This window comes from Kribbella antibiotica (assembly GCF_004349055.1).
Classification (GTDB): domain Bacteria; phylum Actinomycetota; class Actinomycetes; order Propionibacteriales; family Kribbellaceae; genus Kribbella; species Kribbella antibiotica.
Map to the genome: position 1 here is coordinate 1 of NZ_SMKX01000005.1, position 14578 is coordinate 14578.

11 protein-coding genes are annotated in these 14578 nt (G+C 67.8%); 6 read left to right on the forward strand and 5 right to left on the reverse strand.

Annotated features, from left to right (window positions below; all coding sequences use genetic code 11):
- Together E1263_RS02640 and E1263_RS02645 are read right to left on the reverse strand one after the other, a co-directional pair.
- Nucleotides 1–1076, reverse strand: a 1076-nt coding sequence (locus E1263_RS02640; protein ID WP_202868691.1) for an epoxide hydrolase family protein, incomplete at its 3' end; no start/stop codon positions are given.
- Nucleotides 1077–1181: 105 nt separating this feature from the next.
- Nucleotides 1182–2141 carry a GlxA family transcriptional regulator gene (locus tag E1263_RS02645; protein WP_132164933.1) on the reverse strand — a complete coding sequence of 320 codons (960 nt, stop codon included), beginning with the start codon at nt 2139–2141 and terminating at the stop codon, nt 1182–1184.
- 70 nt (nt 2142–2211) lie between these two features.
- Between E1263_RS02645 and E1263_RS02650 the strand changes: the two genes are divergently transcribed.
- A complete protein-coding gene (locus E1263_RS02650) occupies nt 2212–3159 on the forward strand; it encodes an NADP-dependent oxidoreductase (RefSeq protein ID WP_132164935.1) in 948 nt (315 codons plus the stop codon).
- Here the strand turns inward: E1263_RS02650 and E1263_RS02655 are convergent.
- Entirely contained in the window at nt 3156–4949 is a 1794-nt protein-coding gene (locus tag E1263_RS02655; RefSeq protein ID WP_132164937.1) for a hypothetical protein, read from the reverse strand. The genes E1263_RS02650 and E1263_RS02655 overlap by 4 nt on opposite strands.
- A 16-nt stretch (nt 4950–4965) precedes the next feature.
- Nucleotides 4966–6693, reverse strand: coding sequence for a hypothetical protein (locus E1263_RS02660; protein WP_132164939.1), 1728 nt, complete (start codon nt 6691–6693; stop codon nt 4966–4968).
- 119 nt (nt 6694–6812) lie between these two features.
- On the opposite strand from E1263_RS02660, the gene E1263_RS02665 reads away from it, so the two are divergent.
- From E1263_RS02665 to E1263_RS02680, 4 genes are all read left to right on the forward strand, one after another.
- Nucleotides 6813–7985: a PucR family transcriptional regulator gene (locus E1263_RS02665; protein ID WP_132164941.1), complete on the forward strand. Its 1173-nt coding sequence runs from the start codon at nt 6813–6815 to the stop codon at nt 7983–7985.
- A gap of 143 nt (nt 7986–8128) precedes the next feature.
- Nucleotides 8129–10318 carry a discoidin domain-containing protein gene (locus E1263_RS02670; RefSeq protein WP_132164943.1) on the forward strand — a complete coding sequence of 730 codons (2190 nt, stop codon included), beginning with the start codon at nt 8129–8131 and terminating at the stop codon, nt 10316–10318.
- Between the two features lie 113 nt (nt 10319–10431).
- Nucleotides 10432–10989, forward strand: coding sequence for an RNA polymerase sigma factor (locus E1263_RS02675; protein WP_132164945.1), 558 nt, complete (start codon nt 10432–10434; stop codon nt 10987–10989).
- Nucleotides 10986–11957 (forward strand): CU044_5270 family protein, encoded by a 972-nt coding sequence (locus tag E1263_RS02680; RefSeq protein ID WP_132164947.1) that lies wholly within the window; start codon nt 10986–10988, stop codon nt 11955–11957. Before E1263_RS02675 ends, E1263_RS02680 begins: the two co-directional genes overlap by 4 nt.
- Here the strand turns inward: E1263_RS02680 and E1263_RS02685 are convergent.
- On the reverse strand, nt 11939–13174 hold the full coding sequence (locus E1263_RS02685) for an aminotransferase class V-fold PLP-dependent enzyme (protein WP_132164949.1): 1236 nt from the start codon (nt 13172–13174) through the stop codon (nt 11939–11941). The genes E1263_RS02680 and E1263_RS02685 overlap by 19 nt on opposite strands.
- Between E1263_RS02685 and E1263_RS02690 the strand changes: the two genes are divergently transcribed.
- Nucleotides 13173–14561 carry an aminotransferase-like domain-containing protein gene (locus E1263_RS02690; RefSeq protein ID WP_132164952.1) on the forward strand — a complete coding sequence of 463 codons (1389 nt, stop codon included), beginning with the start codon at nt 13173–13175 and terminating at the stop codon, nt 14559–14561. The two genes, E1263_RS02685 and E1263_RS02690, sit on opposite strands and share 2 nt — an antisense overlap.
- Nucleotides 14562–14578 lie beyond the last annotated feature (17 nt).

The window sequence follows — 14578 nt, forward strand, 5'->3', positions numbered from 1 at the left end:
CTTTCCCAGTAGACGCGGGCTGCGGAGGCGCCGGTGCCGGTGAGCCAGTAGAGGGAGATGTTGTCGAGGATGTGGTCGCGGGTGAGGTTGCCGGCGGGGTGGTTGCCGACGAAGGCCTGGGAGATCTTGTAGTAGCTGTCGGTGTCGTGGTCGAGCATCCAGGCGGCTAGCGCGACGGGGGAGTCGAGCAGGGCGTAGCCGATGGTTTGGGGGCGGGTGGTCTGCTCGATGCGGTAACCGTTGCCGGTGGCGTTGAATTCGGCGACGGCGGCTGCGGCGGCGCGTTCTTCGTCGGTGGTGGTGGGCCAGCCGACTCCGCCCAGGGCTGCGCCGAGCAGGTTCACGTGGATGCCGAGCAGGCCGGTGGGAGCCTGGCGACCGAGATTGTCGGTGACGGCGGAGCCGACGTCACCACCTTGGGCGACGTACCGGGTGTAGCCGAGCCGGTGCATGAGTTCGTTCCAGGCCCTGGCGGTGCGGCCGGGATCCCAGCCGATCTCGGTGGGCTGGCTGGAGAATCCGTAGCCGGGAATCGACGGCAGGACGAGGTGGAACGCGTCCGCGGCGCGACCGCCGTGCGCGGTCGGGTTCGTCAGCGGGCCGATCGTTTCGAGCAGTTCCACGAACGAGCCCGGCCAGCCGTGTGTCATGACCAGCGGCAGCGCGTCCTTGTGTGGCGACCGAACGTGGATGAAGTGGATGTCCACGCCGTCGATCTCCGTGGTGAACTGCGGCAGCTTGTTGATCTTGGCTTCGAAGCGGCGCCAGTCGTAGCGACTCACCCAGTACTTCGCCAGTGCCTTGGTGGTCGCTAGTTGCACCCCTTGGGTGCGGTCGCCGACCAGCTCAGCGGTCGGCCAGCTCACTCCGGAAACTCGCCGCCGCAGGTCCAGCAGTTTCTGCTGCGGGATCGACGCCCGGAACGGACGGATCCCCGTACTGCCCGACGAGCTGACCGTTGCAGCGCTCGCTACCTGGTTGCCGAGGGCAGCCAAGCCGACCCCCGCGGCAAGCCCGCCCTGCAGCACTGCCCGTCGTGGCAGCATTGTCTGTGTCAGGCCATCCGTGAACTGCATCCGTCTTCCTCTTCCCATCCGGCAACTCGTGCGGTCACCACCCACCCTGGTCGGACCACGGGCCCGTCGCACCCGTGAAACCCCCTGGTCTGCACGGGTCAGCGGTCAGTTGCGGAAGGCCCGCCGGTACGCCGTGGGGGACACGCCGTGGTTTTCGCGGAGTTGCAGGCGCAGCGTGGTACCAGTCCCGAGGCCGGCGCGGTCGGCGACCTGATCGACGGTGAGGTCGGTCTCCTCGAGCAGTTGGCGGGCGTAGTCGAGGCGCTGCATCGTCAGCCAGGTGGCCGGGCTCACGCCGGTCTCGGCGCGAAAGCGACGGGTGAACGTGCGCACGCTCATCCGGGCGTGCTCGGCCATCTGGGTGAGGCTCAACGGCCGACCGACCTGCTCAGCCGCCCAGGCGCGAGTGGCCGCCGTACCGCCGTCTTGGGCGGGTGGGATCGGGCGGAGCACGTACTGCGCCTGGCCACCATCACGCCGCGGCGGTACGACGCACAGTCGCGCGACCGAGTTGGCAACCGCGCTGCCGTGGTCGCGGCGGATCACGTGCAGGCAAAGGTCGATGCCCGCGGCAACACCCGCGGAGGTGAGGATGTCGCCGTCGTCGATGAACAGCACCACCGGATCAACCCGTACGGCGGGGAACAGCTCCTGCAGGAGTTCCGCCTCGGCCCAGTGTGTCGCCACGGGCCGTCCGTCGAGCAATCCCGCAGCAGCCAGCACGAAAGCGCCTGTGCAGATCGCTAGCAGCCGAGTGCCGGGCCGAACCTCCTTGAGCGCACGCAGCACGGCGTCCGCGATCAATCCGTCGGCGTCGACGATCTCCTGGAGCATGTGCGACGGCGGGATCACCACGGTGTCGACCGTCGCCAGGACCGACGCGTCGTGCTGGACGGTGATCGAGTAGTCGTCCGAGGTCTGCACGGGAGCGCCATCGACCGAGCAGGTGATCACGTCGTACAGCGGCTCGTCGTCGCTCGTCAGCGCGCGCCCGAAGATCCGGGCCGCGATCCCGAGCTCGAACGGCACGACCCCAGGTAAGGCCAGTACGGCGATGCGATGCATGGCCGGATTCTTTCACATGATGTCCATCCGGCCAGTAGTCGCGAAGCGGAGCAGCCGAAAGACTTGCCCCATGAACAAGAAGACGATGCAGGCCGCAGTCGCCAAAGCGCCCGGCGGCCCCGAGGTTCTGCAGCTCGAAGAGGTCGAACGCCCGACGCCCGGCCTGACCGAGATCCTGGTCCGGGTCCACGCCGCCGGGGTCAACCCCACCGACTGGAAGAGCCGCGCCGAGGGCCGCGACTACGGCTACCCGGCGATCCTCGGCTACGACGTTGCCGGTGTGATCGAGGAGGTTGGTGTCGGCGTCACCTGGCTGCGCGTCGGCGACGAGGTCCTCGGGATGCCGATGTTCCCGCACCTGCCGGGCGCCTACGCCGAGTACGTCGTCGCGCCGTCTCGCCAGTTCGTCCGCAAACCGAAGACCCTCACCTTCGAGCAAGCCGCCGGTCTGCCGCTGGCCGCGCTCACCGCCTGGCAAGGCCTGGTCGAAACGGGCGGCCTGCAACCAGGTCACCGCGTTCTGATCCACGCCGCCGCCGGCGGTGTCGGCCACCTCGCCGTACAGATCGCCAAGGCGCTAGGCGCCTACGTCATCGGTACGGCGAGTGCCCCGAAGCACGAGTTTGTTCGCGCTCTCGGCGCCGACGAGGTGATCGACTACCGCACCGAGGACTTCACCGCCGTACTGGCCGATCAGCCGGTCGACGTCGTCTTCGACCCGATCGCGGGCGAGACCGGCCTCCGCTCGCTGAAGATCCTGAAGGACGGCGGCTCCTTCGTCTCCATCCTCCCGGTCGCCCCTGAGGCAGTGGCAGAAGCCGACCGCCGTGGCATCCAGGCCGAGTTCACCCTCGTGGAACCCGACCGCCTGGCCCTGACTGCGATCACCGACCTGGTCGAGGAGGGCAAGCTGCGCCTGGAGATCGACTCGGTCTTCCCACTGGCCGAGGCCGCCGACGCGCATCGACGCGGCGAGACGAACAAGGCCAGCGGCAAGATCGTGATCAAAGTTCTTTAAGGCTGCGTATTCGCGGCCATGAAGTTGGTCAGGGCTGTGCTGACGATCTCGGGCCGTCCGTCGTTCTGCCGGGCGGCGCCGGCCATCGTCGACTGGTGGTGGTAGTTCGGCGCGATCACCGCGTCGGCCGGCAGCACCGGCGGGTCGGCCGGGTTCAGGTAGGCGGTGATCGGGTTGAGGAGCTTGGCCGTCGGCAACGACGGCCCGTCGCCCGCCAGCACGATCAGCATCGGCTTCGTCGCCGCCGCGTGGTCGTACTTGATGTGGCGAAGCTCGCCGGTCCGGGCACCGGCCAGGTCGAACAGGTCGACGATCGCCCGGGTTGGGTAGAACGAATCGAGGTAGCTGGTGGGTCCGTCGAAGAGCAGCGGCGCGAACTCGCGGATGTCCGTGACCTCATTGGCCGGTGTCGAGAACACCTTCCCGTCGATCCGGCGCTGGGCGGGCTCGTCGTAGTTCTGCCAGCGGTAGAGCTTGCGCGGGTCGAGCGGCGCGACCTTGTCCTGCCCCGAGCCACCACCCCGAATGATCGGGCCGATGAGCGGGAAGGCGTTCACCAGCTCAGGAACCGCGAAGGTCTTCGGTCCCAACGGTCCGCCGGCCAGGCTGCCGAGCCCGAGGTGACCGATCGCGATCGGGCCGGAGTTGTCGTCCCACATCGCGCCGAGCAGCGCTTCGTTCGTGTACCGGAACGATTGGACGGCAGGGATACCGGTGCTGAACTGCGTGTACGTGCTGGAGAAGAAGGCGCGCAGTGTCAACTGGATGTTCAGCGTGCCGAGCGGCGTACTGATGGTGCGGGCGAAGTCCCGCAACAAGGTCGACTCGGCATCGGGTTCGAAGTACGCCGCCATCGCGATGATCGCGGCCATGTTCCAGGTCTGCGCGGTCATCACGACCTTGAGGTCGATACTCGGGTGGAAGCCGAGCCGGCCGAGCAGTTCGATCACCTGCGCCGACGCCAGGTTGAGCCCGCCGACCGCTTCGCTCACCAGCGGTACGTCGGACAGTCCGGCCGGATCCTGGATCACGTACGAGTCGAGCGCGAAAAATCCGGCACACAGATTCGCACCGGCATCATCCCCAGTCGCAGTGTCGCCATCGAAATCCCAGGCACTCAGTACGCCGGTACCGAGCCCGCCGAGCGAGTGTCCGCCGCAGAAGACCTTCTTCGTGCGCTGAGCCGGATCCGGGATACCTTCAGTGATGACGGTGCGCCAGTCGTTCATGGTTTGCGCGACACCAACGGTGGCCAGCCAGGATTCGTCGCGCCAGCTCGGCCACCCGGCGAACCGCTTCCCGTTCACCGCCTGGTTCTGGTAGTAGTACCCGTACGCGACCCGATAGTTGCGGGCGGCAACAGCTGCGTCGAGACCGGTCCGGTCGTTCAGGCACTCCGAGCGATAACTCAGCACCCAGTACTCGACGTACCGGCCGAGTTTCGCCGAGCTCTTGATCGTGTTCCGCGCATTCGGCTCGAACTCGTCCGCGCCACCGGCCAGCCCGGGCAGTACCGTCATGATCGAGTCCGCGGCCGACGACTGCGCCGGCCCGGAAGCGGAGCGATACCGGACGTACCGGGCGTAGTCGCAGGCCGCCGGATGCGCCGCGGTCCCCGCCGGCAGCGGCGAATAGATCTCCACCAAAGACTTCCGTACGGCGGGATCTGCGTTGATCGACGTGATTGCGCGCTCGGTGCGCGGACCGGGTTCGGCGGCCGCGGGTGCGGCGCCGAGGGTTGTGGAGATGAGGGCCGTCACCAGTGCGGCCGGCATCCTGCGATGGGACATGAATGCTCCTGGGAGGTCAGCTGCTGGCGAGGACGAAATCGGCGAGCAGTTGGCCGCTCGGATCCGGCCGGCCGTCGTTCTGGACAGCAGCCGCGTTGATCGTGTCGATGTGCGTGTACCCGGGGATCACCGTCGTCGCGCCGGGCAGGAAGATCGCGGTCGCATGCCGCACCGAGCTGTTCCCGGCCAGCAAGGTCACCGTCGGCTTGGTGGTGTCGCGGGCAGCGTTTTCGTAGCGCACGTTGGCCAATTCGCCATCCCGAGCACCACCGAAGGCGAAGATGATGTCGGCGAGCAGTTTGACCGGGAAGTTCTCTTCCCAGTAGCCGATCGGGCTGCCCTGAGCGAGCTGTCGCGCAAGGTCGCGAATGTCGGTCGCCTCCTGGTCAGGCGCCGTAAAGGACACCCCACTCACTTCGTTGAAGTTCTTCCAGGTGTAGAGCGCCCGTGTGCTCAGCGGCGCAACCCGCGGCGAAGGCCCAGCCACCGCACTCAACAGTCCACCAGCGATCGGGATCTCGCTCACCTGCCCGGGCAGCGGGAACGTCTTCGGCCGAACCGGCCCACCACTCAGCGCTCCGACACTCACCTGGAACAGCCCGATGTTGACCGAGTTGTTGTCCACCAGCGTTCCCAGCAACGCCTCGTTCGTGTACCGGAAGCTGCGCAGCCCGTTGAGCCCGGTCACGAACTCCGTGTACGACGGCGCGTACAGAATCCGCTCGCCCAGCTTGGTGGCCGGGTCGTTCGGCAGGTACGACAACACGTCAGTCTCGGCCTCGGGCGCCAAGTACGCCGCCAGTCCAGCCATCCGCTGCAGATGGAACCCCTCAGGACCAAGAGCCGGTACGCCGGCCAAGGTGCGGGGGAGCGTGCCGTTGCGGAAGGCCGCGCTGGCTGCTTGGTGCGTCGTACCGACGAGGAGGTTCGACACGAATCCCAGCAGGGGATCGGCTTTGAGCTGCACCGGATCGCTCGGCAGGATCGTGTCCTGGGCCGCGAAGCCCGCGCACTGGTTGAACCCGGCATCGGCCGTCGTCGCGGGGTTGCCGTCGAAGTCCCAGGACGCGAACAGGCCGGTCACCAGGCCGCCCATCGAAATCCCGGTGCAGAACGCCTTCGTCTGCCGGACGTGCTGGCTGGGAAGCTCGTGCAGCATCAGGTCGTACTGGTCGCGCAGGGTGCGCTCGAGCCCGAGGTCGGCCAGGAACGGCGAGTTCTTCACCGCGTCGTACCCGGCGAAGCGGTGGCCGTCGATCGTCGTACCGCGGTAGTAGTAGTTCAGGGCGACCCGGTAGTCGCGGGCGCGCAGAGCCGCGTTGATGCCGGTGTCGTCGTTGAGGCAGTTGCCGCGCCGGGCGAGTGACCAGTACTCGAGGTGCTTGCCGGCCGCGATGGCCGAGCGCACGGTGTTTCGCGCGACGCTGTCGGAGTTGTACGCGTTACCGAAGGTGCCCTGCTGCGAGACGACCACCGAGTCGGCCTGCTGCGGATCAGCCGGGCCGGCCGTGTCGCGGTACCGCAGGTAACCGATCGCATCGCAGGCCGCGGGGTGCGGGTTGGCGTTCGGCAGCGGCGAGGTGAGACTGACATGGCTCACCTGGATCCGGCCATCGGTCTCCAGCACGGTCTCGGTGCGGCCCGTGATGGGGGAGGCGGTCGCTGGGCCGGCCGGAAGGGCGACCATGAGGCCGGTGGTCAGCGTGAGCGCGACCAGTACGGCGGTCCTACGTGGAGCGGGCATCTGTTCTCCCTGATCACGGCATTGTGCTTGTAGACAGCATGGTCCGCAGGGCTGCCGCTGTCTGCTGGCAGAAAGCGCAATCAGTTGCCTGTTCGGTTTGTGCATGATGACAATGCCTGATGGAACCCGAGCACGTTCTCCAGGGCGCGATCGACCAGATGACCGAACACCTCGACGAGATCGCGGCCCTGGTGATCGCCCGCAGCGCAGAGCGGATCCCCGCCTACCACCGGCTGCCGACGAGCGTCCTCGAAGGCGACCTGGTGGCCAACGCCAAGGATCTGATCGGGCTGTTCCTGCGCTCGATCAAAGAAGGCCGGACGCCGTCCGAGGAAGAGTTGCAGCAGCCGGTGGCCTGGGGAGCCGAACGCGCCCGCGACGGCCTGCCGCTGGACGCCGTACTGCGGATCTATCCGATCGGTGTCCGGGAAGCCTGGGCCTACGCGGCCGAGCACGCCCTCCCGCCGCAGGACCCCGAGATCGTGGCATTCGTCGACCATCTCCTGGCGTTGCTCGGATCAGTTCAGCCGCTGGTGGCCGCCGCCTACCTCCGCGAGCAGCAGGAGCTCGCCTGGGAGAAGCGCGAAGGCCGCCAGAACCTGGTCGCCCGACTGCTCGAGGGTCTGCCCGCTGACCGCCTCGCCGCCCGCGTCGGCACGAGGCTGGCCGACCAGTACGCCGTCGTCGCCTACCGCCTGCCCGATCTCCAGCGGGGTGCCACGGCCACCGTTCGGGCGATCCAGTCTGCGCTCGACGAGCAACCCGAGGTGATGTGGACCTTCGACCACGACCTCGGCATCCTGCTCGTGCCCGACGCCAGCCAGGTCCCCGACGTGCTGGGCCGAGTGGACACTGCTGCAGGCGCCGGTACGACGAGGCTCGCCGCGGCCGCGATCGCAGCAATCGCGGCGGACATCCCGCGCGCCCGTCGGGAGGCCGTGGATCTGCTCCAGCTCGCCGAGCGGCTCAATCGTCCGGCTGGGTTGTTCTGGCTGCCCGATCTCGCGATCGAGTACCAGCTCTCTCAGCCGGGGCCGGCGCGCGACTACCTGGCTGGCTTGATCGCGCCGCTGGCCGGCCATCCGCATCTCGTCGACGCGCTGCGCGCATTCGTTGCCACCGGCTACAACCGGGCCGAAGCAGCGGAGGCGCTCACCATCCACCGCAACACCCTCAACTATCGCCTGGGCCGGATCCACACGATCACCGGTCACGACCCGACCCATCCCACGGCGGCCGGCACGCTGGCGGCAGCGCTCATCGCCCACGACCTGAGCCCTAGCCTGCAATGAACTTTGCACAAGAGTTCTTGACTAATCGCTGACCGACCACAGGTTGTTCCGTAGCTAATTTGCAAGAACGTGTCGAACTATTGCGTCGACTTGGCTCCTTCCTTAATGTGTGCGCACCCCCCGCCCCGAGGAAGGCACACGCCATGCCAAGACGCGTACAAGCACGCCCAAAAACAGCCCCGTGGCTCGTCCTTGCCGCTCTTGCCGCCACCGGGCTCTCGGTGCCGGCAGCCCACGCCGCACCGGCTGCCATTCAGGCTGTCGGCGCCACGCTGCCGTTCACGATCCTGGAGGCTGAGAACTCGGCCACCAACGGTAGCAAGATCGGCCCGAGCTACGCCCAGGGTTCACTGGCCTCCGAGGCCTCCAACCGGCAGGCAGTGACGCTGAACGGCGGCCAGTACGTCGAGTTCACAGCGCCCGGCACGACGAACGCGATCAATGTCGCCTACTCGATTCCGGACGGCCGCACCGGGACTCTGTCGGTCTACGTCAACGGGCAGAAGCTGTCGCAATCTCTGGCGGTGACGGCGAAGTACAGCTACATCGACACCTCGTGGATCCCCGGCTCGCGGACACACAAGCTCTACGACCACGCGCGGCTGCAGCTCGGCCAGACGGTCAACGCAGGCGCGAAGATCAAGCTCCAGGTCGACGGTGAGAACACCGCCGGGCCCTACACGATCGACGACGTCGAGTTCGAAAATGTGGCCGGTCCCGCCGGTCAGCCTGGTGGCTCGATCTCGATCGTCGACCGTGGTGCGGACCCGAACGGGAACAACGACTCGACCGGTGCGATCCAGAGTGCGATCGACAGCGCCCGCGGTTCTGGTGGAACCGTGTGGATCCCGGCCGGGCGGTTCCGCGTCGGCGGCACGATCAACCCGGACGGCGTCACGCTCCGCGGCGCGGGCCGCTGGCACTCGACGCTGCTCAGCCACCACCTGATCGACCGCCCGAACGGTGGCGGCAATGTCAAGCTGTACGACTTCGCCGTGATCGGTGAGGTGACCGAGCGGAACGACCAGTCGCCGGACAACTTCGTCAACGGCAGCCTCGGCCCGAACTCGATCGTCTCCGGACTCTGGTTGCAGCACCTGAAGTGCGGGCTGTGGCTGACCGGGAACAACGACAACCTGATCGTCGAGAACACTCGCTTCTACGACATGACGGCCGACGGCCTGAACCTCAACGGTACGGCGTACAACGCGCAGGTGCGGAACAACTTCCTGCGCAACCAGGGCGACGACTCGCTCGCCGCCTGGTCGCTGCACTCGGCGAACCGGAGCAGTACCTTCGCCAACAACACCGTCATCCAGCCGAACCTGGCCAACGGCATCGCCATCTACGGCGGCACCGACATGACTGTGCGGGACAACCTGATCGCCGACACCAACGCACTCGGTGGCGGGATCGCGATCTCGAACCAGAACTTCGCCTCGCCGTTCTTCCCGCTGGCCGGGACGATCACCGTCTCCGGCAACACGCTGATCCGCACCGGCGCGATGAATCCGAACTGGGGCCAGAACCACCCGCACGGCGCGATCCGCGTCGACTCCTACGACAACCCGATCAACGCCCAGGTCCGGTTGCTCAACAACCGCTTGGTCGCGAGCCCGTGGTCGGCGTACCAGTTCGTTGATGGTGGTGGCGCCGGGCGTGCGGTGCAGAACGTCACCGTGGACGGCGGTTCGGTCGAAGGGGTGGGGACGTTCGTCTTCCAGGCCGAGACGACCGGATCCGCGACGGTCAGCAATGTCGTTGCCAGCGGCATCGGTCGGGCCGGCGTCTACAACTGCCCCTACCCGAGCGGTTCCTTCGGTCTCAACCGTGGCTCCGGCAACAGCGGCTGGGACTCGAACTGGAGCGGCTGCAACTGGACCGCACCGGGCAGCGGTGGCGATCCCGGTACGCCGACCGGCAATCTCGCGGCCGGCAAGCCCGTCACCGCGACGACCGTCAACCAGACCTACGTCGCGAGCAACGCGGTCGACGGGAACGCGGGCAGCTACTGGGAGAGCGCGAACAACGCCTGGCCGCAGTCGCTGACCGTCGACCTCGGCAGCAACCAGAACGTGAAACGGATCGCCCTCAAGCTCCCGACGAACTGGGGTGCGCGGAACCAGACCGTCGAGGTCCTCGGCAGTACGAACAACTCGTCGTACAGCCAACTGGCCGGTGCCGCCGGCCGCACCTTCGACCCCGGCTCCGGCAACACCGCCACCATCACCCTCCCGAACGTCGTCAACACCCGCTGGGTCCGCCTCACCTTCACCGCCAACACCGGCTGGCCCGCCGCCCAACTCTCCGAATACGAGGTCTACGCCTCCTGAAATCGACCCGGCCGTCCCCGCGCTGACCGGGGACGGCCGGACCCCCGGTTACTGAGATACTCGCGGCCCTGTGATGAATGGCTCGCTGCGGCGGTAAACGGGGTGTGGAACCGATGACCAAACCTGGGCTGGCTGAGATCGAGCAGCTCTATCAGACGCACTATCGCGCCGTCCTGCGGTATCTGAGCCGCCGAACCGAGAGTCCGGACGCTGCTGCCGACCTCGCCGCTGAGGTCTTCCTCGTGGCCTGGCGACGGCGGTCGGAGCTGCCGTGGAACCGGGCACTCCCGTGGCTGTACCGAGTGGCGTCGTACGAGTTGGCCAATCGGCGGCGTTCGGCGAGGCGGGCGACCGCGGCGTACATGCGGGTCGGCAACGACCTGGCGACGCAGACCTCGGCTGAGCCGGGGGAGCAGATCGAGTGGTCGGCCGAGCTGGGTGACACCTTGACCGCGCTGCGGGAGCTGTCCGCTCCGGACCAGGAAGTGTTGCGGCTGGCTGCGTGGGAGGAGCTGCACGGCAAGGACCTGGCCGTGGCGCTGGGGTGTTCAACGACGGCGGCTGCGATGCGGTTGCACCGCGCCCGACGTCGCCTGCGAGCTGCGCTGCACGACCCTGTGGTCCAAGGCTCCGCACCCGTCATCACCAGTCAGCAGGGAGAGCACGCATGAAGATCAACGAACTTGACGCCCTCCGTCGCGTCGACCCCGCCGCAGGCATCCCCGACGGCCCTCTGACCGAGCAGGAGCTCGCCGGGCTGACCCGAATCCGGACCCGCGCTGCCGCAGAGCAGCAGGTCGCGCTCGCCACTGCTCCCCGAAAGCCGGTACGACGACGCCTCGTGCTGGCCGGGGCCGCCGCAACCGTTGCCGTCATGGGAGCGAGCGTTGTGGTGGCCGATCCCTTCGGCTCGACCCCGGTGACGATGGCGGCAACTCCGCCACTGCTCGACCGCGAACTGGCCAAGGGCGGGCCTGCCAAGGCGGAGTTGATCGCGCTGGCCGCGAAAGCTGCCCAGGACACCACCGTCCCGGGCGAGACCGGAGCTGTTCACACGGTCCGAACTCAGGGCTGGAGCCTGTGGACCAGCGTGGACGGGGACGTCGCGACGTCCGAGGTGGTGCCGGGACAGACCGAGCTGACCTGGTCGAGCGCCGACCGGTCCGGGAAGTCCGTCCAGAAGGACCCCAAGACCGGCAAGGTGACCGACACCACGACGTGGACCGCCGGGACCTACACCCCGCAGTTCAGCTATCCGCTGCCTGACGACCCGGAGCGGTTGCTGGCTGAGCTGGAGGTCGGGCACCACATCAAGGAGAACGGTCCCTCGGCGCTGATCGCCGCGATCAGTGATCTGAACCGCGAGTCGGCGCCGACCCCCGCGGTCCGATCGGCGCTGCTGACGATCCTGTCCGGCCAGCGCAAGGTCGTTGCTCTCGGCCCGATCACGGACCGGGCCGGCCGGACCGGTCCGGCCTTCGCGGTCGAAACGGACGCCAGTGGTTTGCCGACCCGCTACATCCTGATCTTCGACCCCAGCACCGGCAAGCTGCTGGCCAACGAAGAGGTGCTGACCACGCGAGCCGGCAAGCTCAACGTCCGGGTCCCGAGTGTCATCAGCTACGCGCTCTTCGAGTAGGCCGGGGCCTGGAGTTCGGTGAGGGCGGCGACTACCTGGTCGATCTCGTCGTCGGTGTTGTAGTAGTGCGGGGACAGACGCAGGCACCAGTCGACATCTTTGTCGCCGAAGTCGAACTGGGCGAATTGCCGGAAGCTCAGGGCGGAGTTGATGCCTCGGGCATCTACTGCCGCCTTGAGTTCGGCGGGCTGCCACCCCTCGAACGCGATCGTGACAAGGGCGGCCAACTGTGAGCCGTGGTCGAGAGCGCGGATTCCGGCGACCGCGTCGAGCTCGGCCCGCAGACGCCCCGCCAGCTGGGGAGTGCGTTGTGAGATGGCTTCGACGCCGACCTCGCGGGCATACCGTACGGCGGCAGCGCAGCCGAGGACGGTCGCGTAGGGGAACTCCCATTCCTCGAAGCGGGAGGCCGTTCGGCTCGGGGTGTACTCCTCTTCGGCCGTCCAGCCGGCGGCGTGCATGTCCAGGAACAGCGGCTCGTAGCCGGCCGCGAGCACGCGGTCGGAGACGAACAGGAACCCCGAGCCACGCGGTCCGCGCAGGAACTTGCGGCAGGTCCCGGTCAGGAAGTCGCAGCCGATCTCGTCGACGTCGAGCGGGTACTGGCCGACCGACTGGCACGCGTCCACCAGGTAGAGCAGATCCAGTTCGCGGCAGTGCCGGCCGATCTCGGCGACGGGCTGGACGAGTCCGGAGTTCGTGGGGATGTGGGTGGCGGCGACCAGCCGCGGCTGGTGTTGCCGCATCAGCAGGGCCATGGCCTCGACATCGACGCCGCCCTCGGGCAGGTCCGGGGCATGCACGATCTGGACCCCGAAGCGTTTGCGCAGCGACAGGAACGCGATCTGGTTGGAGATGAAGTCGTTCCTGGTGGTGAGGATGACGTCGTCGCGCTGGAACGGGATCGACGAGAGTGCGGTCGAGTACGCGTGGGTCGCGCTGCCGGAGAAGGCGAAGTTCTCCGGCCGGCCGCCGATCAGTGCGGCGAGTTCGGTGTAGAAGCCGCGCACCTGTTCCGCGCGTACGGCGGCCGCTTCGTAGCCACCGATCTGGGCTTCCAGCTGCAGGTGCTCGAGCATCGTCGTCAGCACCGGGGTGGCGAGCAGCCCGCACCCCGCGTTGTTGAAGTGGATGACCTGTTCGCAGCCTGGGGTATCGGCCCGCAGGATGGGAAGCGATTCTGTCCACAGCGTAGTAGCACTACCATAGTCTCTCATGAAGGACAGTAGCACTTCTGAAGACCTCTTGAGGGTGCTGCGCGGACTGGTCCATGAGCTGGCGCCGGGGGAGCGACTGCCCAGCAGCCGGGAGCTGATCGAGCGGCATCGGGTCGGTCCGGGCACGGTCTCGCGAGCGATCGCGCAGCTGACGGCTGAGGGAGTCGTCATCACCCGGCCCGGCAGCGGCACGTACGTGGCGCCGCGACAACGCCGTACGGACGCTGCTCTCGACACGGCCTGGCAGACGGTCGCACTGGCCGACCGCAGCGTCGATGCGCGCTCGCTGGCTGATTCTCCTGTTCAGGCGGATGCCATCCGGCTGGACGGCGGATACCTGCACCGAAGCCTCCAGCCGACCCGGCCGCTGGCATCGGCGCTCGCCCGCGCGGCTCGGCGCCCGGACGCGTGGGACCGAGCTCCGGCAGCCGGTCTGCATTCGCTGCGAACTGTCTTCGCTGCTCTGGCAGACGCCGAGGTCGGTGCGGACGACGTACTGATCACTGCCGGCGGTCAGAGCGGGCTGTCGATCGCCTTTCGGGCCATCGCCGCGCCGGGAAGTCCGGTGCTGGTCGAGTCGCCGAGCTATCCGGGTGCGTTGGCGGCGGCTCGGGCCGCCGGTCTGCGACCGATTCCTGTTCCGATGGACGAGAACGGCATCCGGACCGACCTCTTGGCCGAGGCTTTTGCCCGCTCGGGGGCTCGGTTGTTGTACTGCCAGCCGACCTATCAGAATCCGACCGGCGTCGTGCTCAGCGCCGAACGACGGCAGCAGGTGCTGGCGGTTGCCCGGGCAGCCGGTGCTTTCGTGATCGAGGACGACTTCGCCCGGTTCCTGCAGCACGGCGGCTCCGTGCCCAAGCCGTTGCTGAGCGACGACCGGGACGGGACGGTCGTCTACCTCACGTCGCTGACCAAGCCGGCCGCGCCCAGCCTGCGGATCGGCGCGCTGATCGCGCGCGGGCCAGTGCTGGAGCGGCTGCGCGCGATCCGCTTGGTCGACGACTTCTTCGTCGCTCGCCCCTTGCAAGAGGCGGCGCTCGATCTGCTCAGTTCACCCGCCTGGGATCGCCATCTGCGCGGGCTCTCGGTCGCGCTCCGGGACCGCTGTGGTGCGCTCGTGAGTCTGTTGGCCGAGGCTCGTCCTGACTGGACCGTGGATCGGATCCCGACTGGCGGTTTGCACCTGTGGGTGGGTCTCCCATCCGGCATCGATGACACGACCGTCGCGGCCGAAGCACGCCAGGCCGGGGTTGTGGTCAGCCCGGCAACGCACTTCTTCGCGTCCGAGAAGCCGGCCTCCTGGCTTCGCCTCAACTTCGCCGCGGCAGCCGACCTCGCCGAACTCGCCACAGCCGCCGGCCGGCTGACGATACGCGGACGATAGGTGCCGACTCGTAGCAT

Bases quoted from the DNA above. Each gene is read 5' to 3' on its own strand.
- E1263_RS02645 (WP_132164933.1), bottom strand. From the start codon at position 2,141: ATGCATCGCATCGCCGTACTGGCCTTACCTGGGGTCGTGCCGTTCGAG.
- E1263_RS02650 (WP_132164935.1), top strand. From the start codon at position 2,212: ATGAACAAGAAGACGATGCAGGCCGCAGTCGCCAAAGCGCCCGGCGGC.
- E1263_RS02655 (WP_132164937.1), bottom strand. From the start codon at position 4,949: ATGTCCCATCGCAGGATGCCGGCCGCACTGGTGACGGCCCTCATCTCC.
- E1263_RS02660 (WP_132164939.1), bottom strand. From the start codon at position 6,693: ATGCCCGCTCCACGTAGGACCGCCGTACTGGTCGCGCTCACGCTGACC.
- E1263_RS02665 (WP_132164941.1), top strand. From the start codon at position 6,813: ATGGAACCCGAGCACGTTCTCCAGGGCGCGATCGACCAGATGACCGAA.
- E1263_RS02670 (WP_132164943.1), top strand. From the start codon at position 8,129: ATGCCAAGACGCGTACAAGCACGCCCAAAAACAGCCCCGTGGCTCGTC.
- E1263_RS02675 (WP_132164945.1), top strand. From the start codon at position 10,432: ATGACCAAACCTGGGCTGGCTGAGATCGAGCAGCTCTATCAGACGCAC.
- E1263_RS02680 (WP_132164947.1), top strand. From the start codon at position 10,986: ATGAAGATCAACGAACTTGACGCCCTCCGTCGCGTCGACCCCGCCGCA.
- E1263_RS02690 (WP_132164952.1), top strand. From the start codon at position 13,173: ATGAAGGACAGTAGCACTTCTGAAGACCTCTTGAGGGTGCTGCGCGGA.
- E1263_RS02685 (WP_132164949.1), bottom strand. From the start codon at position 13,174: ATGAGAGACTATGGTAGTGCTACTACGCTGTGGACAGAATCGCTTCCC.